Annotated in this window: 22 protein-coding genes and 1 other RNA gene; 16 read left to right on the forward strand and 7 right to left on the reverse strand. The window is 62.6% G+C overall.

Annotated features, from left to right (window positions below):
- Positions 1–7: 7 nt before the first annotated feature.
- The 4 genes from NO932_RS02065 to upp are packed head-to-tail and all read left to right on the forward strand — an operon-like array spanning position 8 to position 5565.
- Positions 8–2377 carry an aldehyde dehydrogenase family protein gene (locus NO932_RS02065; protein ID WP_309209366.1) on the forward strand — a complete coding sequence of 790 codons (2370 nt, stop codon included), beginning with the start codon at positions 8–10 and terminating at the stop codon, positions 2375–2377.
- A gap of 3 nt (positions 2378–2380) precedes the next feature.
- Entirely contained in the window at positions 2381–3700 is a 1320-nt protein-coding gene (gene deoA / locus NO932_RS02070) for a thymidine phosphorylase (RefSeq protein WP_309209367.1), read from the forward strand.
- Positions 3700–4917 carry a phosphopentomutase gene (locus NO932_RS02075; RefSeq protein ID WP_309210970.1) on the forward strand — a complete coding sequence of 406 codons (1218 nt, stop codon included), beginning with the start codon at positions 3700–3702 and terminating at the stop codon, positions 4915–4917. The genes deoA and NO932_RS02075 overlap by 1 nt, the downstream gene beginning before the upstream one ends.
- An 18-nt stretch (positions 4918–4935) precedes the next feature.
- The gene (gene upp / locus NO932_RS02080) at positions 4936–5565 is read left to right on the forward strand and encodes a uracil phosphoribosyltransferase (RefSeq protein ID WP_309209368.1); all 630 of its coding nucleotides are present in this window, start codon (positions 4936–4938) and stop codon (positions 5563–5565) included.
- A 147-nt stretch (positions 5566–5712) separates the two neighbouring features.
- Here the strand turns inward: upp and NO932_RS02085 are convergent, their stop codons facing one another.
- The 4 genes from NO932_RS02085 to NO932_RS02100 all read right to left on the reverse strand — a co-directional run bounded on the left by NO932_RS02085 (position 5713) and on the right by NO932_RS02100 (position 8327).
- Positions 5713–6330: an HAD family phosphatase gene (locus NO932_RS02085; RefSeq protein WP_309209369.1), complete on the reverse strand. Its 618-nt coding sequence runs from the start codon at positions 6328–6330 to the stop codon at positions 5713–5715.
- A gap of 74 nt (positions 6331–6404) precedes the next feature.
- Positions 6405–7175 carry a pilus assembly protein gene (locus NO932_RS02090; RefSeq protein ID WP_309209370.1) on the reverse strand — a complete coding sequence of 257 codons (771 nt, stop codon included), beginning with the start codon at positions 7173–7175 and terminating at the stop codon, positions 6405–6407.
- A 2-nt stretch (positions 7176–7177) separates the two neighbouring features.
- Complete coding sequence (locus NO932_RS02095; RefSeq protein WP_309209371.1) at positions 7178–7732, reverse strand: pilus assembly protein; 555 nt, start codon at positions 7730–7732, stop codon at positions 7178–7180.
- A gap of 130 nt (positions 7733–7862) precedes the next feature.
- Positions 7863–8327, reverse strand: coding sequence for a pilus assembly protein N-terminal domain-containing protein (locus NO932_RS02100; protein WP_309209372.1), 465 nt, complete (start codon positions 8325–8327; stop codon positions 7863–7865).
- A 300-nt stretch (positions 8328–8627) separates the two neighbouring features.
- Here NO932_RS02100 and NO932_RS02105 point away from each other — a divergent pair, with 300 nt between their 5' ends.
- From NO932_RS02105 to NO932_RS02140, 8 genes are all read left to right on the forward strand, one after another.
- Positions 8628–8849, forward strand: a complete 222-nt coding sequence (locus NO932_RS02105; RefSeq protein WP_309209373.1) for a Flp family type IVb pilin — start codon at positions 8628–8630, stop codon at positions 8847–8849.
- Between the two features lie 149 nt (positions 8850–8998).
- Positions 8999–9544: a prepilin peptidase gene (locus tag NO932_RS02110; RefSeq protein WP_309209374.1), complete on the forward strand. Its 546-nt coding sequence runs from the start codon at positions 8999–9001 to the stop codon at positions 9542–9544.
- Between the two features lie 309 nt (positions 9545–9853).
- Positions 9854–10759: a Flp pilus assembly protein CpaB gene (gene cpaB / locus NO932_RS02115; protein ID WP_309209375.1), complete on the forward strand. Its 906-nt coding sequence runs from the start codon at positions 9854–9856 to the stop codon at positions 10757–10759.
- A complete protein-coding gene (locus NO932_RS02120) occupies positions 10760–12133 on the forward strand; it encodes a type II and III secretion system protein family protein (RefSeq protein ID WP_309209376.1) in 1374 nt (457 codons plus the stop codon).
- A 39-nt stretch (positions 12134–12172) separates the two neighbouring features.
- A complete protein-coding gene (locus NO932_RS02125) occupies positions 12173–13450 on the forward strand; it encodes an AAA family ATPase (RefSeq protein WP_309209377.1) in 1278 nt (425 codons plus the stop codon).
- Positions 13451–13468: 18 nt separating this feature from the next.
- Positions 13469–14938: a CpaF family protein gene (locus NO932_RS02130; protein ID WP_309209378.1), complete on the forward strand. Its 1470-nt coding sequence runs from the start codon at positions 13469–13471 to the stop codon at positions 14936–14938.
- Positions 14938–15915, forward strand: a complete 978-nt coding sequence (locus NO932_RS02135; RefSeq protein ID WP_309209379.1) for a type II secretion system F family protein — start codon at positions 14938–14940, stop codon at positions 15913–15915. Before NO932_RS02130 ends, NO932_RS02135 begins: the two co-directional genes overlap by 1 nt.
- A gap of 12 nt (positions 15916–15927) precedes the next feature.
- Positions 15928–16914 (forward strand): type II secretion system F family protein, encoded by a 987-nt coding sequence (locus tag NO932_RS02140; RefSeq protein WP_309209380.1) that lies wholly within the window; start codon positions 15928–15930, stop codon positions 16912–16914.
- Here NO932_RS02140 and NO932_RS02145 read toward each other — a convergent pair.
- Complete coding sequence (locus NO932_RS02145) at positions 16911–17666, reverse strand: tetratricopeptide repeat protein (RefSeq protein ID WP_309209381.1); 756 nt, start codon at positions 17664–17666, stop codon at positions 16911–16913. The two genes, NO932_RS02140 and NO932_RS02145, sit on opposite strands and share 4 nt — an antisense overlap.
- A gap of 150 nt (positions 17667–17816) precedes the next feature.
- Between NO932_RS02145 and NO932_RS02150 the strand changes: the two genes are divergently transcribed.
- Positions 17817–19157: a leucyl aminopeptidase family protein gene (locus NO932_RS02150; RefSeq protein ID WP_309209382.1), complete on the forward strand. Its 1341-nt coding sequence runs from the start codon at positions 17817–17819 to the stop codon at positions 19155–19157.
- Positions 19158–19205: 48 nt separating this feature from the next.
- Positions 19206–20135, forward strand: a complete 930-nt coding sequence (locus NO932_RS02155) for a helix-turn-helix domain-containing GNAT family N-acetyltransferase (RefSeq protein WP_309209383.1) — start codon at positions 19206–19208, stop codon at positions 20133–20135.
- On the opposite strand, the gene NO932_RS02160 is transcribed toward NO932_RS02155, so the two are convergent.
- Together NO932_RS02160 and NO932_RS02165 are read right to left on the reverse strand one after the other, a co-directional pair.
- Positions 20129–21070, reverse strand: a complete 942-nt coding sequence (locus NO932_RS02160; RefSeq protein WP_309209384.1) for a glyoxylate/hydroxypyruvate reductase A — start codon at positions 21068–21070, stop codon at positions 20129–20131. The two genes, NO932_RS02155 and NO932_RS02160, sit on opposite strands and share 7 nt — an antisense overlap.
- Before the next feature lie 144 nt (positions 21071–21214).
- Complete coding sequence (locus NO932_RS02165) at positions 21215–22537, reverse strand: cytochrome c family protein (RefSeq protein ID WP_309209385.1); 1323 nt, start codon at positions 22535–22537, stop codon at positions 21215–21217.
- A gap of 294 nt (positions 22538–22831) precedes the next feature.
- Here NO932_RS02165 and NO932_RS02170 point away from each other — a divergent pair, with 294 nt between their 5' ends.
- Together NO932_RS02170 and ffs are read left to right on the forward strand one after the other, a co-directional pair.
- On the forward strand, positions 22832–23665 hold the full coding sequence (locus NO932_RS02170; protein ID WP_309162855.1) for a prephenate dehydratase: 834 nt from the start codon (positions 22832–22834) through the stop codon (positions 23663–23665).
- Positions 23666–23720: 55 nt separating this feature from the next.
- Positions 23721–23815, forward strand: an RNA gene (gene ffs, locus NO932_RS02175) — signal recognition particle sRNA small type.
- The last annotated feature ends 27 nt before the right edge of the window (positions 23816–23842 follow it).

Here is a 23842-nt window from a genome sequence, read left to right on the forward strand (position 1 = left end):
TTTTGAAATGAGCAAAGTCGCTGAAATCTTCGAAACCCTCGAATATGGCCCGGCCCCCGAGGCCGCCGGCCCGGCGCTGGAATGGCTGGACAAGCATGGGCGCAAGTTCGGGCACTTTATCGATGGCGGCTTTACCAAGCCGGGCAAGACGTTCGCTTCGACCAATCCGGCCAATGGGGAAAGGCTCGCCGATGTGAGCGAAGGCTCCGAGGCCGATGTGGATAAGGCCGTCAAGGCCGCCCGCGCGGCGTTCTCCGGCTGGTCGGGTCTTTCGGGCTATGAGCGCGCCAAATATCTTTACGCCATCGCGCGGCAGATCCAGAAGGAAAGCCGGCTCTTCGCCGTGCTCGAAACGCTCGACAACGGCAAGCCGATCCGCGAGACGCGCGATATCGACATCCCGCTCGTGGCGCGGCATTTCTACCACCACGCCGGCTGGGCCCAGCATATCGAAAAGAGCTTCCCCGACCACGTGCCCTATGGCGTGTGCGGCCAGATAATTCCGTGGAACTTCCCGCTGCTGATGCTGGCCTGGAAGATTGCGCCCGCATTGGCGGCGGGTAACACCGTGGTCTTGAAGCCGGCCGAGTTTACCTCGCTGACTGCGCTGCTGTTCGCCGAAATCTGCGCCCGTATCGGCCTCCCCAAAGGCGTGGTCAATATCGTGACCGGCGCAGGGGAGACGGGCGAGGCCATCGTCAACCACCCCGATATCGACAAGATCGCCTTCACCGGCTCGACCGAAGTGGGCAAGATCATCCGCCGCGCCACTGCCGGCTCGGGCAAGGGACTCTCGCTGGAGCTGGGCGGAAAATCGCCCTTCGTCGTCTTCGAAGACGCCGATCTCGACAGCGCCGTCGAAGGGCTGGTCGATGCCATCTGGTTCAACCAGGGGCAGGTGTGCTGCGCCGGCTCCCGGCTGCTGATCCAGGAATCGATCGAGGACAAATTCATCGCCAAGATCAAGGCGCGCATGAAGACCCTGCGCGTCGGCGATCCGCTCGACAAGTCCGTTGATATCGGCGCGCTGGTGGCTCCGGTGCAGGTTGAGCGGGTGCTCGACCTGCTCAAAACCGGGAGACTAGAGGGTGGCGAATTTTATTCGCCCGACACCGAAATTCCGGGCGATGGCTGCTATGTGCGCCCGACGCTGGTGACCGGCATTTCGCCGGCTCATACGCTGGCGAGCGAGGAAATCTTCGGGCCCGTGCTGGTCGCCATGAGCTTCCGCACCCCCGAGGAAGCGGTGGCGCTGGCCAACAACACTAGATACGGGCTAGCGGCATCGGTTTGGACGGAAAACGTAAACCTCGCCCTCGATATCGCGCCGAAAATCAAGGCCGGCGTCGTCTGGGTCAATTCCACCAACCAGTTCGACGCCTCGGTCGGCTTCGGCGGCTACCGCGAATCCGGCTTCGGCCGCGAGGGCGGTCGCGAGGGGATGGGCGCGTATCTCAAGCCCGCTTGGGAGAAAAAGCTCAAAGCCGCCCCAGCGCTAAAGCTGCCGGCTCCTGCCGAGGGCCGCGAGGTGGAGGGTATCGACAGGACCGCCAAGCTCTATATCGGCGGCAAGCAGGCCCGGCCCGATTCTGGTTATGCCCGTCCGGTTCTCGCCTCGGACGGCAAGTATCTGGGCGAAGTGGGCGAGGGCAATCGCAAGGACATCCGCAACGCCGTCGAAGCCGCGCGCGCGGCGGCAGGCTGGGGCAATGCAACGGCCCACAACCGCAGTCAGGTTCTCTATTACCTCGGCGAAAATCTCGACTACCGTAAGGCCGAGTTCGCCGACCGGATCCGGTCGATGACCGGGGCTTCCGCCAATGCGGCCAGGCGCGAGGTCGAGCTTTCCGTCGAGCGGCTGTTCGCCTTCGCCGGCTGGGCCGACAAATTCGATGGCGCGGTGCACAATCCACCGGCGCGCATGATGGCGGTGGCCATGGTCGAACCCGTCGGCGTGCTCGGCATCGCCGCTCCGATCGAGAGCCCGCTGCTCGGCGCCATGGCGCTTCTGGCTCCGGCGATTGCCATGGGCAATACGGTGGTGTTGATCCCCTCAGAGGCGCATCCGCTGGCGATGACCGATTTCTACCAGGTGCTCGAGACCTCCGACGTCCCCGCTGGCGTCGTCAATATCGTGACCGGTCCGGCCACCTCGCTCGCCAAAACCCTGGCCGAGCATGACGGCGTAGACGGCATCTGGTTCGCCGGTTCGCTGGAGGCCAGCGCCGAGATCGAGCGCCTCTCGGCCGGGAACGTCAAGCAGAGCTGGACGACGCGCGGGCTGGGCTTGGATTGGTCCGATCCGGTGATGGAGGGCGACTACCTGCTGGGCAAGGCCACCCAGGTCAAGAACATCTGGGTGCCGTACGGCGCCTGATCCATGACCCTTCTCCCCCAGGAAGTCATCGCCAAAAAGCGCGACGGCGGACAACTCGGCGCCGACGAAATCGCCGGGTTTATCGCCGGCATCACCTCGGGCGCGGTCAATGATGCGCAGGCGGCGGCGTTCGCCATGGCCGTCTATTTCCAGAACATGTCCCTCGACGAGCGGGTGGCGCTGACCCTCGCCATGCGCGATTCCGGCCGGGTGCTCGACTGGTCCGACCTCGACGGGCCGGCCATCGACAAGCATTCGACCGGCGGGGTGGGCGACAATGTATCGCTCATGCTCGCCCCCATTCTTGCCGCATGCGGGGCTTATGTGCCGATGATCTCGGGGCGCGGATTGGGCCATACCGGAGGCACGCTGGACAAGTTCGACGCCATTCCCGGCTATATGACCAACCCCGATATCGAAACGCTGCGCCGGGTGGTCAAAGGAGTGGGCTGCGCCATCATCGGCCAGACCGACGATCTGGCACCCGCCGACAGGCGGCTGTACGCCATCCGCGACGTGACGGCGACCGTGGAAAACATTTCGCTCATCACGGCATCGATCCTCTCCAAAAAGCTCGCCGCCGGGTTGGACGCGCTGATCTTAGACGTCAAGACCGGCTCGGGCGCCTTCATGAAAACGCTTGCCGATTCCGTGGGTCTGGCCGAGAGCCTGGTTGCCGTGGCCAATGGCGCTGGGATGACCACTGGGGCGCTGATCACCGATATGAGCCAGCCTCTCGCCTCCGCAGCGGGCAATTGGCTGGAAGTGAAAAACGCCATCGATTTTCTTACCGGCACACACCGGGACAAGCGGCTCGAAGAGGTGACGCTGGCGCTTTGCGCCCAGGGTCTGGTGCTGGGTGGCATGGCGCTCGATGCCGATGACGGCTTGCTACGAGCCAGGATGGCGCTCGAAAGCGGCAGGGCGGCGGAGAAATTCTTCGCCATGGCCAATGCGCTGGGCTCCTGGCACGATCTGAGCGCTTACGCGCCTGATCCCACCCCGATCGTCAGGGATGTCTATCCACTGACCGAAGGGGTCGTGCAAAAGATCGATACGCGCGCCGTGGGCATGGCCGTCGTCGTACTCGGCGGAGGACGTATCGACCCCAAGCAAAAGATCGACTATCACGTCGGCTTCGATCACCTGGCCGGGCTGGGTGCGAGGGTGGACGCGCGGACGCCGATCGCCCGTATCCACGCCCGCGACGATGCCGCCGCCAGCGAGGCTGAAGAGCGGTTGCGGCGGGCCTATCTGATCGGCGAGCCGGCCGCTTCCGCGCCGGTGATCTATGACCATATTCCACCTCAAGGAGGCCAATGATGCCCCGCGCCATTCTCTGCTTGCTCGATAGCTTCGGCATCGGCGGGGCTCCCGATGCCGCCGATTTCGGTGATGCCGGCGCCGACACGCTCGGCCATATCGCCCAGGCCTGCGCCGATGGGCGCGGCGATATCGAGGGCGTGCGCTCGGGCCCGCTTTACCTGCCCAATCTCGATGGCATGGGGCTTGGTGCTGCGGCGGAACTATCCACTGGCGCCGTGCCGCCGGGGTTGACCAGCACGCCGCTGGGCGGCCGCTGGGGCGTGGGGCGCGAGGTCTCGATCGGCAAGGATACGCCTTCGGGCCATTGGGAGATCGCCGGGGTGCCGGTGCCGTTCGCCTGGGGCTATTTCCCCGACGACAAACCCGCCTTCCCCCAGGAGTTGCTGGACAAGATCTACGCGGCCGCAGGTCTGGACGGCTCGCTCGCCAATACCCATGCCTCGGGCACGCAGGTGATCGAGGATTTCGGCGAGGAATCGATTTCGACCGACAAGCCGATTTTCTACACCTCGGTGGATTCTGTATTCCAGATCGCGGCGCATGAAACCCATTTCGGGCTCGAACGGCTCTATGAGCTGTGCCAGACCGTGTTCCAGTTCACCGCTCCCATGAAGATCGGCCGCGTCATCGCGCGGCCCTTCGTGGGCGAGACGGCGGAGACCTTCAAGCGCACCGGCAACCGGCGCGATTTCGCCATCGACCCTCCTGAAGACACCATTCTCGACCGCTTGAAAGCTGCTGGCCGCCAGGTCTATGCCATCGGCAAGGTGTCCGACATCTATGCCGGCCGCGGGGTGACCCACAAGATCAAGGCCTCGGGCAATATGGTGCTGTTCGACCGCACGCTCGAAGCCATGGATATGGCCGCCGACGGGGCAATGGTCTTCACCAATTTCGTCGATTTCGACACCGAGTACGGCCATCGGCGCGATCCGGGCGGCTATGCCAACGAGCTGGAGAAATTCGACCGGCGCTTGCCCGAACTGATCGCCAGGCTGCGCGATGACGACCTTCTGGTCGTCACCGCCGATCATGGCAACGACCCCACCTGGCGGGGAACCGATCATACGCGCGAGCAGGTGCCGATTCTGCTTTTCTCGCGCGCGCTGGGCAAGGGATCGATTGGCTTGCGCCCGGTTCTGTCCGATATTGGCGAAACCATCGCCCATTGGCTGGGGATTGCGCCCGGCAAGCACGGGACGAGCGCGTTATAACAACAAAGGGCGGACATCATGCAGAACCTTACCATCGTCGATCACCCGCTTGTGCAGCACAAGCTGACCATCATGCGCTGCAAGGACACCTCGACGGCAAGCTTCCGCCGGCTGCTGCGCGAGATCGCGCATCTTTTGTGCTATGAGGTGACGCGTGATCTCGAGGTCGAATATATCGACATCGAAACGCCGGTCGGCCCCACCCGGGCACCCACGCTCAAGGGCAAGAAGCTGGTTTTCGCCTCGATCCTGCGTGCAGGCGAAGGGCTTTTGACTGGCATGCTCGACCTGGTGCCGTCGGCGCGCGTGGCTCATATCGGGCTGTACCGCGATCCCGAAACGCTTGAAGCTGTGGAATATTACTTCAAGGCGCCGTCGGACGCCGCCGACCGGCTGGTGATCGTCGTCGATCCCATGCTGGCCACGGCCAATTCGGCGGTGGCGGCGGTGGAAAAGCTCAAGGCGCGCGGTGCCAACAACATCCGCTTCCTGTGCCTTCTCGCCGCGCCCGAAGGCGTCGAGCGGTTCACCAAGGCGCATCCCGACGTGCCGATCTTCACCGCCAGCCTCGACGAAAAACTCAACGAGCATGGCTATATCGTCCCCGGTCTGGGGGATGCGGGCGACCGGATGTACGGGACGCGGTAAAAGCCTGGGGCGTTTTTGCATGCCGTTACCGCTGCGCCCCCCTCATCCGACCGCTTCGCGGCCACCTTCTCCCACCAGGGGAGAAGGTGAGCCCGGTGCAGCGTCTAGGTAAGAATCTCGCAGCCTGCCAAAGAGCAGGTTCAAATACTACCTCTTGAGCGGCAGGCCGTAGCTGATCAACTCCGCCCGAAGAGCTTCCGGCGTGGAGAAGTGGATGGTCTCCATCCCCACGGCACGCGCCGAGACCACATTGGCCTCATTGTCGTCGATGAACACGCACGATTCCGGTGCCAATCCGTAGCGATCGCAGAACAGGCGGAAGATGCGCGGATCGGGCTTGACCAGCTTTTCCAGCCCCGAGACCACCACGCCGTCGAATTTTTCCAGGAACGGCCATTCATCGAGCACAGACACCCATTTCTCCCAGGAGAAATTGGTGATGGCGAAGGTGGGGATGTCGGCCTCGATCAACTCGTTATGGATATCGACGGTGCCCTGATAGATGCCGCCGATGGTTTCCTTCCAGCGCGTGTCATAGGCCTGGATCTCGCGCCAATAGCGCGGAAAGCGGGTGATGAGCTTGGCAACGCCCTCGGCATAGATATCCCCGGCGTCGAATTCGAGGTTCCAGTCCTTGGTGCAGATCGTGTCGCCGAACCATTGCGCCTCCTCCTCGGTATCGAAGAGCTTGCGGAACAGATACATCGGGTTCCAGTCAACGAAGACGCCGCCGAGATCGAAGACGGGGATGAGGGGTTCTGACATGGGGAAACTCCGATTGTAGCGCGAGGAGGGACAGCGTCCTCCATGTCAGCTTGCGTGGTTGTTGGCAACCGTGGCTAGCACCACCGTTGACGACGGCACCAATCCTGCCATTGGTCCCACCAGTTGCGTTCATCGTCGTCGCCTTGATTGTCGTCGTTCCCGGCATCGGCATCATCATCGGCGGCATCCTCAGTCCCATCATCTTCGTCCGACGATTGGCCCTCCTCGCCTTCTCCGGATTCCTCGTCCTCGCCAGCTTCATCGGAAGGTGAGGTTGGCCCTGTCGCAGATGTAAAGCCGAAGTCGTCGGTCTGCTCGCGCAGGAGATGGACGGAGCGCTGTTCGAGATTCATCGTGCCGTTGAATACGAGGCCGAACAGAGGCGTGAAATCATAGGCCGCGGTGGCGATGATGACGTGATGTCCCTCACCCAGATCCATGAGATCGGCGGTAAGCTCGTAGCTCTCGCCGGGCTCTTCTTCCACGGTCCAGTTGTATTCCGTGGCACCCGTCACCCGAGCGGAATTTCCCTCGACCTTGACGATGGTGAAACGCAGCTTGGTCCGGTCGAAATCGAATGGACGCATGATCGCTTCACCGGCATCGATAACCGCCTGCACGTCCTCCTCCGTGACCATAGTCCTACGAGCTATCTGGTCGCTGACGGTCGTTGCGAATTGTCCCAGCTTGCGGTCGATTGCAAGGGCTTGGGTTATGTCGGTGGCGCCGAGATAGAGGATGAGCAGCATTGGCGCGATCATCGCGAACTCGACGGCGGCGACGCCCTCAGGGTTGCGAAGGAAACGAACCAATTGGGAGAGAATATCGAAGTGACTGCGGCTCATGGCTAGAACGGCTCGGTTTGGATGACATGCGAGGTCGCCAAAAGCCGCTTGCCGTCCGCCATTTGGCCCGCATTCAGTCCGGGAACGTTCATGATGGTGGGCCATTTGTAATAGGCCTCAATAATGTAGTTTTTGCTTCCTGCGAAGGCAGGAAGAGGCTGGTCGACCGACATCACCCAGGCCCCGCTCGCCTGCTCAATCGGGTCGGACGGCGAAAAATCGGCGAAATCGTTGATCTCGGTGACGGCGATCCGCAGCTGATCGCAGTCGAACATGCCATAAAGCCGGCCACAGACTTCCCTGCGATAATCTTCCGCCGAAGCAACGCGGCTCAATTGCCCCGTGCGGATCAGGCGGGAGCTGTCGATCACGGCCGTGTCCAGCGCATAGCCGGCGAAAAAGACCAGCGCCGTCTCGATCGTTGCCCCGATGATGGCGAAAAATACTGGTCCCACCAGCGCGAATTCAATGGCGGTGACACCGCGATCGGACCGCGCGAAACGCCGCGCCAGCCGCGTGAGCGGTCCGATGGGCTTTTCCTTTTCCGTGATGGTCATGCCTGCTCGCCCCCGAGAACCGGGGCACAATACGCAGGGCGTTCCTAACCGAAAGTTAGGGTTTGCACCCGGTGCGGGGTCAATCGCTGAGAGCGTAAACGGGTAACTAACCGGGGTTGTGCAATTGCCGCTAGTTCGCGGCGGCGCCGTCGACCAGCGTGCTCGAAGCGATGACGTTGGACGTGTAGCTGGTGTCGTCGCCCAGCATGATCACCGGCTGGCAATTGGGCGCGCAGGCGACCGAGGTGCGCTGGGCGCCCGAAAAGATCGTAACGGTGTCGGATTTGAGCTGCGCCACCTCGACCACCGTGTCGGCGATCGGATCGCCGTTGGCATCGAGAATGATCATATTGGTGCGTCCATAGCTTCTGCCGGTGAGGATCAGCGTCTGGGGATCCTGGATGGTGACGTCGGCGACGGCGGGATTGCCGATGATCACCGTGGCTGCGGGCGCATTGATGCGCAGGATGCGGGCCATATTGGCATTGACGGTCACCGTCACCGCTTCCTGGTCCTGGGCAAAGGCCGCCGGAAGACCGAGGCCGGTTACCGACAGGGCCGCAGCCAACAGCACGCGGCGCAACACGATTGGCATGGCAACTTCCCGCCTTCTAAAACATGGTTACCCGACTATGGCCGGCAATGGTTACGAATTGGCAAATGCCTGGACGACGGCTTGGTTATGGTTTCGAAAGTCTTTCTGTCTCGAATAGTTTGAAATTTATCAAATGCGGTACGATTTGTTAGTTATGTGGAGTATTGGTGCGGAACTGGCGAGTTTGGCGGCTCCGATTAACTCAATTTCAACTGGGGCGGCTTAGCGTCAAAAACATGTTCGATGTGTGACGCGTCGAACGATGTCGTCACAAGAGGACGCACGGACAAGGAGCTAGTCATGAATCTTTTGAAGAAATTCGCCGCCGACGAATCCGGCGCAACTGCTATTGAATACGGTCTTATCGCGGCGCTGATGGCTGTTGCGGTTATTGCTGCGATCGGTTTGCTCGGCCCTCAACTAAATAGCGCGTTTACCGACATTGGTAGCGCCCTTAGCACTACGGCTGCAACCGCAGACACCGCTGCGCCGACCACGCCTAATACCAGCACCACCCCATAAGTCGGTACACGTTATCCTTGGTCGGTGAAAAGGGGGCTGCAGCCCCCTTTTCCATTTCTACCGCGTATACTTGGGCATTTTCTACGAAACGGTTTGGTTACGAATACTGGCTATTGTTTCTGAGTTAAGCAAAAAAGAGCATTCACCACATGTCGACAATTATGTGGCCCTTCTTCCCACTGCTCATGACTTTTGCCGCCTGCTCGGATCTGTTCACCATGCGCATTTCCAATGTGCTCGTCGCCGCGGTGGCTGTCGGCTTTTTGGTCATTGCTCTCATGGTGGGGCTTAGCCCAGCGGCAATCGGGATGCATCTGGCGGCAGGCGCGCTGGTTCTCGCCGTCACCTTCGGGATGTTTGCCATGGGCTGGATCGGCGGTGGCGATGCCAAGCTGGCAGCGGCGATTTCGCTCTGGATGGGGTTCGAGCTCCTTCTGCCCTACCTGCTGTATGCCTCGGTGTTCGGCGGAGCTTTGACTCTGCTGCTGCTCGTCGGCCGCCGCTACGCGCTGCCCGGTCCCTTGCTCAAGGCCGGTTGGCTGGTGCGCCTGCATCACCCCAAGACCGGCGTGCCCTATGGCATCGCCCTGGCGCTTGCCGCCATGCTGGTCTATCCGCAGACCTTCGCCTTCGAGCGACTGATTGCCAATCCTACCTTGCAGCAAACCCTGCTCGATGGACTGCGTACGTTCTAAGCCTCTCTCCCCTCCGCCTGAGATTTCGGGCTTGTCCGCGAAACCAGTGCAGCCAACCAGCCGCACCGGCCCGGTGGAGCGCGAATTCAACCTCGCGCTCTAAACCATTGGTTAACCTTTGCAAACAAGCAAGCATTAACCAAGTTTTGACCCTTTCCCGGCAATAGTTTCCTACCACTGCCACAGGCGCGCGCTGTCGATGCGCGCTTTGGAGCGGTGGATGGGGGCTTGAGGGATCGCAGGTTTGCGGGCCCTGCCCGAACGCAGGTGCATACGCCTTGGGCGTCGCCAGTGGGGGTTTGGGATCGGATGAAACCGGCGCGTATTCTGCTTATTGTTGTCGCTCTGGTGGCCGGCGGCCTGGCCGCATTTCTGGCCACGCGCGGCAGCGGCCCGCAGCCCGAACAACCCGTCGAGACCGCGCAGGTCGAGCTCGAGGCGCGCGAGCGGGTTCTGGTCGCCAGCCGCGCCATCGGCCTGGGGCAGCGCCTCACTGCCAATGATGTGAGCTGGCAGGATTGGCCCGAGGGCGCCGTCCGGTCCGAATACATCACTCAAAGCGCCGTGCCCGAGGCAGCCCAGCAGGTCGCCGGAGCCGTCGCCCGTTTCGAATTCTTCCCTGGCGAGCCGATCCGCGAGGCCAAGCTGGTCAACGCCAATCAGGGCTACCTTTCGGCGGTGATCGGCCAAGGGATGCGCGCCGTGTCGGTTTCGGTCACCCCCGATTCCGCATCGGGCGGCTATATCGTCCCTAACGATCGCGTCGACGTCGTGCTCATCCGCTCGGGTGCCGACTATTCGGAGACCATTCTCTCCAATGTTCGGGTGCTGGCCATCGGCACGCGCCTGGGCGAAGTCGGAACCACCGGCGGCGGGGCCGATCCCGACAATCCTTCCTCGCAGGTCTTCGAATCCGCCGAGATTGCCACTCTCGAACTCACCCCAGCCCAATCGGAAACCATTCTTCAAGCCGGCGCGTCGGGTCGGCTTGCCCTGGTGTTGCGCTCGGTGATCGATTTCGCGGAAACAGTCGATACCGCCCAGGGGTCGAGCCAGACCGTGCGGCTCATCCGGTATGGACAGGCCCAATCGGTGACCTCGAGCGCGCCGCGGGCCGTGCCCGTGCTGCCGGGCGGCTCGATTTCCGCTCTTGAAGATCCCTCCGCCCCGGCAACGCCGGTTTCGCCGTCTTCGCCCGTCATCGAGGTCAGATAGATGCCGCTTCGTCCGAAACTGTCGCGCTTTGCCCGTCTGGATGTCCTCGCCGTGGTGTTGGGCGCGGCGCTGGCGGTTTTTGCGCTCATTGCTCCGGCGCTGGCGGCAACCTCGCCGCATCTGCGCATCGCCCAGAGCGAGATCGGACGCACGCAATATATCGAGATCGGAGTCAACAAGTCGATCATCATAGACCTGCCGGCGGAAGCCGGTGAGGTGATCATCTCCCAGCCCAGCGTCGCCAACGCCATCATGCGCACCAAGACGCGCGCCGTGATCCAGGGCATAGCGGCGGGCGAAACCAACATCTTCTTTCTCGATCCGTCCGGTGCCGGCATCGCGGTGATTGAAATCTCGGTGGCCCAGGATTCTTCGGGCCTTGCCGCCACCATTAATCGACTTTTGCCCGGCGCGCGCGTTCAGGTTCAGTCCTTTGCCAATTCGGTGATCCTTTCGGGGGACGTGCAATCGGGTGACGATATGGAAAAGGCCGTCGCCATTGCCGCCCAATATGTGGGCGGTGAAGCCAATGTCACCAGCGTCATCAACGTTGCCGGCGGCCAGCAGGTCGCGCTCAAGGTCGTGGTGGCCGAAATCAAGCGCGATGCGGCCCAGGCGCTTGGCATCAACCTGTCCGGCTCGCTCTCGGTGGGCGCGGTCGATCTTGATCTCAATTCCTCGCCCCCCGTTGGCGACACCGCTGGCGCTTATACCGGAGCCTTCAGCCAGGGCGGGTTCTCGCTGAACGCTTCGCTGCAGGCGCTTCAGAGCCAGAATGCGCTACGCATGCTGGCCGAACCCGTGCTGACGGCGATGTCGGGGCAGCAAGCCAACTTCCACGTCGGTGGCGAATTGCCGATCCGCGTCGTCAATGACGGCGAGGAGACCTACAACTACAAGGAATACGGCATCCAGCTCGATTTCACCCCGACGGTACAGTCGAACGGGCTGATCTCGATCGATATCGACACCGAGGTTTCCGAAATCTCCGACACGATTTCCGGGGCGCTCAATACGCGCAGCGCTTCCACCTCGGTGGAATTGTCCGCCTACCAGACCTTGGCCATTGCCGGCCTTCTCGAAGAGCGTACGCGTCGCCAGATCAACGAACTGCCGGGTTTGGGCAACATCCCGATCCTTGGCGCGCTGTTCCGCTCCTATGAATACAGCACGTCGCAAACCGAGCTGGTCATCCTCGTCACCCCGATGATCGCCCAGGCCACGGCGGCGCCGGTGGCCACTCCGCTCGATTTCCACCAGCCGTCTTCCGATGCCGAGGCGATCTTTCTGGGGCGCATGGAAAGCCTCTATGGGGTCGGCGGCGCCGAGCAGGGCGGGCAGTTCCGCGGTTCGGTCGGCTTCGTGCTCGATTGATCAGCATCGACCAGACAGTTCTCTTGCCGGGTAAAAATCATGAACTTTATTGAGAACGAAGATCGCGGCAAAACACCCGAGCTGCCGGCTGAAACGGTGAGCGGCGCGCGGCTGATTCCGCGCATCACCATCCAGGCGTTTTGCGAGCATTCCCAGACCGCCCAGATCATCGAGGACACGACGCAGGACCGGCGCATGTCCAAGGTCGCGCTCACCACGCACAATGGCGGGCTCGATGGCGCGGTGGAAACGTACCGGACCAATCCAACGCCCAACCTCATCATCGTCGAAACGACGTTGCCGGCCGACCGGATCGAAGCGGCGTTGGGACGGCTCGCCGAAGTTTGCGATGCCTCCACACGGGTGATCGTTATCGGCCATGTCAATGACGTGATGCTCTATCGCAGCCTCATCAGGGCCGGGGTGTCCGAATATCTCGTGATGCCGGCCACCAGCGCGACGATCATCAACGCCATCGCCGATCTGTTTGCATCCGAAGGCGCGGCGCCCATCGGGCGCTCCATCGGTTTCATTTCGGCCAAGGGCGGGGCAGGGGCCTCGACCGTCGCGCACAACGTCGCCTGGGCAATCGCCCGCTCAATCCGGCAGGACGTGCTGGTCGTCGATCTCGATCTGCCTTTTGGCACAGCCGGGCTCGATTTCAATCAGGACCCGCCGCAGGGCGTCGCCGACGCGGTCTTCGCGCAGGACAAAATGGACGCGGTGATGCTCGATCGGCTGATGAGCAAGGCGGCCAACCATATCTCGCTGCTCGCCGCTCCCGCCACGCTCGATCGCACCTACGATCTTTCCGAGCGCAGCTTCGAGCAGATCATCGAATTGAGCCAGAAGCACGTTCCGGTGGTGATCCTCGATATTCCGCATCTGTGGACGAGTTGGGTGAGGCACACATTGGCGGCGGTGGACGAGGTGGTGATCGTCGCCGAACCCGACCTTGCCAATCTGCGCAATGCCAAATCCATCGCCGATGCGGTTAAGGCCATGCGGCCGACCGAAAGCGATCCCATCGTCGTCGTCAACAAGACCGGTATCGCCAAGCGGCCGGAGATTCCGGCGTCCGAATTCGCCGCATCCATCGAATGCCGGCTCGCCGGTCAGATCGGGTTCGATCCCGCCCTTTTCGGCACCGCCGCCAATAACGGGCAGATGATCGCCGAGGTTTCGGCCAGCCATAAGATCAACGAGATCTTCCGCTCGGTCGGCATGCAGGTGACGGGCCGTGCCGATGTCGAAGCAAGCGGCCGCTCGGCGGGCCTCAAGCTGCCGGACCTGTTCCGCATGCGCAAGCGGGCATAGAACCGGGAAGGGGCAGATATGTTCGGCAAGCGTACCAGTTTCGGTGGCAATACTCAGGCGGCTCCCGCCCGCCCCGCTCCGCCTGCCACGCCCGAGTTCGAACGCGCGCCTCCGCAGTCCGTCCCGACGCCCGCCAACGCCCAGCGGGCCAAGGCCGAGGAAACGATCGATGCGGTCGAGCCTGCCGGCCGCGACAAGAACTATTTCCAGACCAAATCCTCGATCTTTTCGGCGCTGATCGATTCCATCGATCTCTCCCAGCTCGCCGCCATGGATCAGGATTCGGCGCGCGAGGAAATCCGCGACATCGTCGCCGAAATCATCGCGCTCAAGAATTTCGTGATGTCGATTTCCGAGCAGGAAGACCTGCTCGACGACATCTGCAACGACGTGCTCGGCTACGGCCCGCTCGAACCGCTTCTGGCGCGCGACGACATCGCCGACATCATGATCAATGGGTCGCAACGCTGCTACATCGAAGTCAACGGCCGGGTGAAGCTCACCAATGTGCGCTTCCGCGACGATGCGCATCTGATGAATGTCTGCCAGCGCATCGTTTCCCAGGTCGGCCGCCGGGTCGATGAATCCTCGCCCATCTGCGACGCGCGCCTGCCCGATGGTTCGCGCGTCAACGTCATCGCCCCGCCCCTCTCGATCGACGGTCCCGCCCTCACCATCCGCAAGTTCAAAAAAGACAAGCTGACCCTCAACCAACTCGTCAAATTCGGCTCGATCTCCCCCGAAGGCGCCGAGGTGCTGCGCATCCTGGGGAGGGTGCGTGCCAACGTTTTGATCTCGGGCGGCACGGGTTCGGGTAAAACCACCCTTCTCAACTGCCTCACCGCTTTCATCGATCGGGACGAGCGGGTGATCACCTGCGAGGATTCGGCGGAACTCCAGCTCCAGCAGCCCCATGTGGTGCGGCTCGAAACCCGCCCGCCCAACCTCGAAGGCGAGGGCGAGATCACCATGCGCGAGCTGGTCCGCAACTGCCTGCGTATGCGCCCCGAACGCATCATCGTGGGCGAAGTGCGTGGCGCCGAGGCGTTCGACCTCTTGCAGGCCATGAACACCGGCCATGACGGGTCCATGGGCACGCTCCACGCCAACTCTCCGCGTGAAGCGCTCAGCCGTCTTGAGTCGATGATCACCATGGGCGGCTTTTCGCTGCCCAGCCGCACCATCCGTGAGATGATCGTCTCTTCGATCGACGTGATCGTCCAGGCCGCGCGCTTGCGCGACGGCTCGCGCCGCATCACCCATGTCACCGAAGTGCTCGGCATGGAGGGGGATGTGATCGTCACCCAGGACGTGTTCGTCTACGACATCATGGGCGAGGACGCCAACGGCGCACTGATCGGCCGTCACCGCTCGACCGGCATCACCAAGCCCAATTTCACCGAGAAGGCGCGCTATTTCAATGAGGAGATGGCGCTGGTCGAGGCGCTGGAACGCGCCAATGTCGAACAGCACGAAATGATGCGTTGATGAGCCCGCTCGTCCTTGCCTTGCTGGTCGTCATCTGTATCGGGGCGCTCGGCTTTGCCTTCGTTCCCTCCCTTGCCGGATCCAGCCGTGCCGATAAGCGCATGAAGGCCCTCCAGGGGGATGTGCAGGTCCGCCGTCAGACGGTCAGCGCCGACAAGATCCGCGAAACCCGCCGCCGCACCGTGCAGGACGCGCTCAAGCAGCAATCGGATGCCCTCAACGCCCGCCGGGCCAAAAAGACGCTCAAGCACCGCATGTTCCAGGCCGGCGTCAAGACGCCGCCAAAGGTCTGGATCCGCAACTGCATCATCTTCGGTATCGGCCTGCTGGCGGTGCTGGTCATCCTCCAGATTCCGCTGCTCTATGCCGCCGTGATGGCGCTGGGCGGCGCTTATGTGCTGCCCAATATGTATCTGGGCTGGCGGCGCAAGAAGTACCAGAATGCCTATCTCGACGAGCTTCCCAATGCGGTCGAAGCCATCGTGCGCGGCGTCAAGGCCGGCATGCCGCTCAACGATTCCATCCGCCTCGTGGCCAGGGAGGTCAAGGAGCCGGTGAAATCGGAATTCATGCGCGTGCTCGACCAGCAATCGATCGGCAAATCCATGGCCGAGGCGGTCGAGATCCTTTTCGAACGCGTGCCGTTGCCGGAAGTCAATTTCTTCATCGTCGTCATCACCGTGCAGCAGCAATCGGGCGGCAATCTCTCCGAAGCGCTCTCCAACCTTGCCACCGTGTTGCGCAATCGCAAGAAGATGAAGGCCAAGGTCAAGGCCATGAGTTCGGAAGCAAAAGCTTCGGCCATGATCATCGGCGCGCTGCCGATCTTCGTCATCGGGGCGGTTTCGGTTGTCAGCCCCACCTATCTCAGTCCGCTGGTGACCACCAGCGGCGGCATGATCTGCCTGGGCATTGCCGCGGTCATGATGATGACGGGCGCTTTCGTCATGAACCGCATGATCCAGTTCGATTATTAGAGGACATCCCGCGTGACCCTCGCCGACCAGATCGCCAGCTCCGATTTCCTGATCGCGGTTTTCGCCGCGATCTCGGCGGCTGCGATCGTTTTCACCTTCGGCTCGCATATCTTCGAACGCGCCGAACGCAAGGACCGCATGAAGAAGGTCGCGCTCGAACGCGAGCAGATGCGGGCCCGGGAAATGGCGCGGCTGCGCAATCAGTCCGATGGCAGGGAAGGCGCCCGCAACAATATCCGCGGCGCCGACGCCCGCGCCTATATGAAATCGACGGTGGAGCGCTTTTCGCTCCAGAAGGCCTTCATGGATGAAAACACCGTCGAAAGGCTGGCCCAGGCCGGGTTGCGCGGGCAGGGCGAGTTGACCAAGCACCTGTTCCTGCGCTTCGTCACTCCCTTTGTCCTCTTTGCGATCGGCGTGGTCTATCTGGTGTTCATCGCGCCGGGCGGGCGCCCGCTGTTCCTCAACGTCGTCTACGCCATCGGCGTGGGGCTGGTTGGCGCCTATCTGCCGGTGCTCCTCTTGCGCAACAAGATCCAGAAGCGTCAGCAATCGGTGCGCAGCGCCTGGCCCGACGCTCTCGATCTGGTGCTGCTGTGCGTGGAATCGGGCATGTCGATCGAACACGCCATCCGGCGCGTCGCCAAGGAGATCGGGCTGCAAAGCCCCGAATTGGCCGAAGAGCTGACGCTCACCACCGCCGAACTCTCCTTCCTTGAAGACCGCACCCGCGCCTATGACAATCTCGCCCGCCGCACCGGGCTCGACGGGGTGCGTTCGGTGATGACCGCGCTGATCCAGGCCGAGCGCTACGGCACCTCCGTGGGCCAGGCGCTTCGCGTCATGGCCGAGGAAGGCCGCGAGGCGCGCATGATGGAAGCGGAGAAAAAGGCGGCCGCTCTTCCACCCAAGATGACGGTGCCGCTGATCGTCTTTTTCCTGCCGGTGCTGTTCATCATCATCATGGCGCCGGCGATCATCACCGCCATGTCGCTCTAACCGTCGCTGCGGATGGCCTGCCAACGGTCCTGCTGGGTAAGGAGCGAGCGGATATAGTCCATGTTCGCTTCGACCGCCTCGGGCGGCAGCTCGGCGGCATAGAGCGCGCGGGCCGCCTCGAACTGGCCCTGCAGGCCAAGAACCAGCGCAAGGTTCTGCCGCACGCGGCTGGTGGCTCCCGGCAGGGCTGCTGCCTGTCGCAGATGCATTTCGGCAGGCTGGAGCTCGCCGGTCATCGCATAGGACAAGCCCAGATTGGCGTGGAGCCGGGATTGCTGGGGGGCGAGCAGCAGAGCCTGATTGTAGCTCTGCCGCGCTTCGGTGTGCCGGCCCATCTGGTCGAGAATGGCGCCGCGCACCGAAAGGGCGTCCCAATGGGGCGTCACCGGGTCGATGGCGTTGTCGACGACGCGCAGCCCCTGCTCGAACCGTCCGGCTGCCGAAAGCGCCTTGGCATAGGCCAGGCCCACGTCCGGATCGCCGGGATGGGCGGCCATCAGGGATTCGAGCACGGTGACGGCGGGCTCGGTCTGCCCGGCGGCGCGCAGCGCGGCGGCATAGTGGATGCCCAGCGTCTTGTTGCGCGGATCGCGCCCATAGCGCTGCGCCAGATCGGCGACGCTGGCTTGGGCCTGCGGTCCCGAAAGGTTGGAATAGTCCGCATCGAGCGCGCCGGTGTGATTGGTGGCGCAGCCTGCCAAAGCAAGCGTTGCAACACCCACCAGCAATATCGATTTGAACGACCTTTCCATGCGGCCAGCCCCCAACGCGAACGCGCGTGCTTTCGGTGCCGATAAGTAATTCATTAACCCTAACACCCGGTTAAGCGGCGGCTCCGCCGATTGCCGTTCGGGGGATGACCCGATACAAACGATCGTGATCGAAAGTGCCGGAGTTGCCCCATGCCCTTGCCCGTTATCTGTGTTCCCGAAGGTGAAATAGCCGCTGCCGGCCTGTCGCAGGCTCATGAGGGTTGGGCCAAGGCCAATGAGTTTACCGGCAAGGCCGGAAAGCTGCTCGCACTCCCCGGCGCCGAGGGCGAGATAGAGGGCTATCTCTTTGGCCTCGGAGCGCCGGCGGATCGCTCGCCACTGATCCTGGGACTGGCAGCCGCCGCGCTTCCTGCGGGCTCCTATCGTCTGGAAGGCGCCTTCGGCGATCCGACGCTGGCCGCCTTGGGCTTCAGGTTGGGAGCCTATGGTTACGACCGCTATGTGAAAGCCAAGGAGCGACCCACACTTGAGCTGCCGGAAGGCGCGGACGCCGCCGAAATCGGGCGGTTGGTGCGCTCGGCCTTCATCGCCCGCGATTTCGTCAACACCCCTGCCAACGATCTGGGGCCGGAGGCGTTCGAAAGAGCCATCGTCGATTTCGCCCGCGAGCACGGGGCCGAGGTGAACGTCATCCGTGGAGATGACTTGCTGGCTGAGAACTTCCCGATGATCCACGCCGTGGGGCGGGCCAGCGCCCAGGCGCCGCGCCTTGTCGATTTTTCATGGGGCGACCCCGCCCACCCCAAGCTCACGCTGGTGGGCAAGGGCGTCACCTTCGATACCGGCGGGCTCAACATCAAGCCCGGCAACTCCATGGCGCTGATGAAAAAGGATATGGGCGGGGCCGCCAATATCCTGGGTCTGGCCAATGCGGTGATCGATGCAGGGCTCAAGGTGCGGCTGCGCGTTCTGATCCCGGTGGTCGAAAACGCCATTTCCGGCTCCGCCTTCCGCCCCGGCGATATCCTGCCTTCGCGCAAGGGATTGACCGTCGAGATCGGCAACACCGACGCCGAGGGCCGTCTGATCCTCGCCGATGCCCTGGCGCTGGCAGATGAGGAAAATCCCGACCTCATCATCGATATGGCAACGCTGACCGGTGCGGCGCGCGTGGCGCTGGGTCCCGACCTGCCGCCGCTCTATGCGCGCGATGAAGCCTTCGCCCGCTCGGTGCTCGAACACGGCGCCGCCGTCGATGATCCGCTCTGGGCCATGCCGCTCTGGCCGGGCTATGACAGGCTGCTCGCCTCCAAGATTGCCGACGTCAATCATATCTCCTTGGGCGGGCAGGCCGGATCGATCACCGCGGCGCTCTTTCTCAACCGCTTCATCAAGAAAAAGACCGATTGGGTGCACCTCGATATCTTCGCCTGGGCGCCCGAACCCCGGCCGGGGCGCCCTTTCGGAGGCACCGATCAAGGTATCCGCGCGCTCTATGGCGCGCTGAAAGCCCGCTACGGAACTATTTGACAAAGTCAAATATATGATTGCATAGTCAATTGTCCTCGGAGGTTGGCTATGCTCGATGTCGGTGATCCTGTCGCACGCTTGCGCGCCTTCAATCGCTTCTACACACGCATCATCGGCCTCTTGGATGAGGGGCTGCTGCAAAGCCCGTTTCCACTGGCCGAAGCGCGCGTCATCCATGAGGTGGGACGGCTTGGCGAGACTACTGCTGGTGCTCTGGCCGACGCATTGGGCATGGACCGGGGGCATCTGAGCCGATTGATCAAACGGCTCGCTGCCGCCGGCGTTCTTACCGCGGTAACCGATGAAAGCGACCGCCGAGTGTCCATCCTCTCGCTCACGCGGGGTGGCGAGGAGGCGTGTGAAAATCTCAATCGCCTGAGCGATGAGGCCGCCTCGGCCATTCTCGCGCCGCTCGGATCAGGGGAGAGAGGTCGGTTGCTCGCCGCAATGGCGGAGATCTCGCGCCTGCTCGAACCGGCCTCCGGTACGGCTGCACTCGTCCTCCGTCCGCCGCGTGTGGGCGAAATTGGCTGGCTGATCCACCGGCAGGCCGAGCTTTACAATCTCGAATATGGCTGGAACGTCGAGTTCGAGGCGCTTTTGGCGCGCATCTATGCCGATTTCATCGGGCTCAAGGACGGAAACAAGGCGCTGTGGATCGCCGAGATCGACGGTTCCATTGCCGGTTCGGCCGCCGTGGTTCCGGCTGGCGAACCCGGCGTGGCCAAACTGCGAACGCTTTATGCCGAACCGCGTTTTCGCGGCCGCGGCGTAGGGCGGCGTCTGGTCCAAGAGGCCATGGACTTTGCGCGGCGTTCCGGCTTTACGCGCATGACACTGTGGACCCATGATTGCCTGATTGCAGCTCGCCGCATCTATGTGGCGGCAGGCTTCAAGATCGTGTCCGAACGCGCTTACACCGCTTTCGGACACGAACTGGTCGAACAGGTCTGGGAACTCGATCTGGCGGCTCAATAGCCCCGGTCGCGGTCCACCACATTGCGCAGCGGCTTGCCGTCCCGGTGCTCGAGGATCATGCGCGAAAAATAGTTGACCCCGCTACGCTCATTGGAAATCGCCGCGATATGGGGGGTGATGAAGCAGTTGTCGAGTTCCCAGAGCGGGCTGGTGACGGGAAGAGGCTCGACCTCGAAGACATCGAGGCTTGCCGCCGCCAGTATGCCGTCCTTGAGCGCGGCAGCGATGTCGGTTTCCTTCTGATGGCCGCCGCGCGCCGCATTGATCAGCACGGGCCCGCCCGTCAGCCCGTCGCGCCGGAGCTTTTTGAACGTTTCCATGTTGAGAATGCCGCGCGTTTCCTCGGTCAGAGGCAGAAGGCAAACGAGAATATCGGTCGCCGCGAGAAAATCGTCGAGCTGATCGGTGCCGGCGAAGAGCTTGACGCCCTCGACCTCCTTGAGCGTGCGGCTCCAGCCGGTGACCGAAAAGCCGATCGCCTTGAGCTTGAGGGCGGCATCGGTGCCCAGCACCCCCAGCCCCATGATTCCCACTGTGATCTCATGGCTGGCCGGCGGGTAGTACTGCCTCCAGCGCTTGGCCTTCTGGTCTGCCGCATAGCGGGTGAAGAGGCGCTGGTGCATGGTGACCTGGGAGATCACATAGTCGCTCATGCAATGGGTCAGTTCGTCATCGACGAATCGAACCACGGGCACATCCGGCAGTGCGGGATGGGCCATGAGCGCATCGACCCCCGCGCCGAGCGAGAGAATAGCCTTAAGATTGCTCATGCCCTCGAAGGCATCGGCTGCTGGCCGCCACGCAAAAACATATTCGATATCGGCGGGGTCGTATTGTTCGGCGCGGGTGAGCACGCGATAGCCGGGTAGGGCCTCATTGAATCCCCTGGCCCATCCCGATTCATCGATCCCTGTAAGGTGCAGCAGCAGCGCCATAGTCTCTTCCCTCATAGCAACAAAAAACCGCGCTCCCTTCGAAGGAGCGCGGTTCTGTTACTAGAGCGTGTCCAGCAAAAGTGGAAACGGTTTTGCGGTTCGGACACGCGACGAGCAAAGGGTAAGAGGCTTATGCCGCGTGTGTCATTGCGTGAAGATGTTGGGATTCCGCCAGGAACGGCCTGTGCCGATCTCCTCGGCAGGATTGTCCATCTCCTGATCGGCACCCGGAACCTGGGTGTTGGGATCCTCGACGGTTTCGTCCTGCGGAGCCTCGACCTCGACGACAGGAGCCTCTTCAGCGGCCGCCTCTCCCTCTTCCTCGAGATTGAGCTGCTCGACTTCCTCAAGGGCAGGCTGTTCGGCGGGAGCTTCCTCAGCTTCGGCAGGAGCGGTTTCTTCTGCCGGAGCGGCTTCCTCAGCCGGAGCTTCGCCTTCGGTCGGAGCGGCGTCGCCTTCGGCGGGAGCGGCTTCGGCCTCGCCGCCCGCTGCGCCACCGCTCAGGTCCATCGGATTTTCCGAAAGCGTATTGAGGTAGACGATCAGCGCGGCGCGGTCTTCGACATCGGCGATGCCGGGGAAGGCCATGCGCGTGCCGGGCGCGAAGTCAGCCGGGGATTCGAGGAAGGCCGAGAGGTTCTCGGGCGTCCAGGTTTCGCCTTCGGCGCCGAGCGAAGCCAGCGCGTCCGAATAGGAATAGCCCTCATGGTGCGCGATCTGCTGGCCGACGACGCCGTAAAGGCCCGGCCCCACGCGGTTGGCATTGGCTTCCGAATAGTCGTGGCAGGACTGGCAGCGCACGATGAGCGCCTCGCCGTCTTCCGGCGTCACGGCAGCCATGGCCGCCCAGATCGGATCCTGCTCGGCCGGAGCTTCGCCTTCGGCAGCGGTTTCGCCCTCGGCGGGCGCTTCTTCTGCCGGAGCTTCGGGCAGCGGGTACGGATCGTCGGAATTTTCCCGCAGGAACGCGATAAGATTGGCGCGGTCTTCCGGATCGGCAAGACCGGCAAAGGTCATCAGCGTACCGGGAACATGAGCGCGCGGGTTTTCGATGAACGCATCGAGGTGTTCGTAGTCCCAGATTTCGCCAGCTTCGCCCAGCGCTGCGAGCGCGTCGGAATAGCTGAAGCCTTCATGGCTGGCGATCGGATGGCCCACGATGCCGTAGATGCCGGGGCCAACGCGGTTCTCATTGGCGGGAGAATAATCGTGGCACGATTGGCAGCGGGTGATGAGGCTCTCGCCTTCTTCGGCCGAGGCGGTCTGCATCCGCGCCGCTATCGAGGGCACGCCCGGGGCATCTTCCCCGCCGGCCTCGCCTTCGGCGGCGGGTTCGGGCAGCGCGTAATCGGCGCCGCGCCCCTCGATGGGGGCATAGATCTCGTCGGCGATAAAGCCGACACCCATCACAAAGACCAGGGTGCCCAGAATGGCACCGAAAATCTTGTTGAGTTCAAATGAATTCATAACCTCGGTCTCTCCGTACCGTTATTCCCGCCCGAGCGCCGGCAAGCAGAACGCAAAATAACGGGCTCCGATCGGCAAACCGAGCGGCAAGACCGGCGAAGGTCTCGCGCCAAAGCCCCGGATTCACCCCTAAAGCCCGCGCGCGGACCATAAATGGAAGCTTTGGTCCGCGCAACCGGCATAGGCCGGGTGCGACAATCCCGCAAGCCCTTTTCTTACGCGCCTTTCGCGCAATTGACACCCATCGGAGCACGGCGTTAGGTGCGCGCACATTTTTCTAAAGGGACTGTCACAATGTCACGCAAGATCGCCTTTCAGGGAGAATTAGGAGCTTTTAGCCACGCCACGGCCCGCGAGGCGTTCCCGGCGGACGAACCGCTCCCTTGCGTGACTTTCGAGCAGACCCTGGGCGCCGTGCAGAGCGGTGAGGCCGAATATGCCGTCGTTCCGGTGGAAAACTCGCTCTATGGGCGGATCACCGATATCCATCATATCCTCCCCGAAAGCGGGCTCTATATCATCGGCGAGCACTACCTGCCGGTGCGCATGAACCTTCTGGGCGTGCCCGGCACCACTCTTGCCGAGATCGAGGCCGTGCAGTCGCTTTCTGTGGCGCTGGGCCAGTGCCGCAAATTCATCGCCCGGCACAATCTGCGCACCATCAACGCGGTCGACACCGCCGGCTCGGCGCGTGAGGTGGCCGAAAAGGGTGATCGCAAGATCGCCGCCATCGCCTCGCGCTTTGCCGCCGAAACTTACGGCCTCGACGTCATCGCCGAAAACATCGAGGACGAATCCCACAACACCACGCGCTTCCTGATCATGGCCCGCGAGCCGATCCGGCCCAAGCCCAATGGCAACAAAGTCAAGACCACCTTCGTCTTCCGCGTCCGCAACGTTCCGGCGGCCCTTTACAAAGCCATGGGCGGGTTCGCGACCAATGGCGTCAACATGACCAAGCTCGAAAGCTATATGGTCGGCGGCTCGTTCACCGCCACCCAGTTCTATGCCGATATCGAAGGGCATCCCGACGACCACAACGTCAAGCTTGCGCTCGAGGAGCTGGGCTTTTTCTCGGATCACTTCAAGCTCCTGGGCATCTATCCGGTGGCCGATTCCGCACCTTGAATAGAGTCTGGCCTGCCCCCTTGCAAACGCCTCCCCGATGCAGCACATAGGGGGCGGAGGTTGGTGGCGGACGAACCGCTCGCCAACCGGGTCAGGTCCGGAAGGAAGCAGCCCTAACGAGTACGGCACGGGTCGTCGTCAGCCTCCACTTTGAATTCGCCCCCGGGGCACTTCTCC

Origin of the sequence: Pelagibacterium sp. 26DY04, assembly GCF_031202305.1 — a bacterium.
GTDB lineage: Bacteria > Pseudomonadota > Alphaproteobacteria > Rhizobiales > Devosiaceae > Pelagibacterium.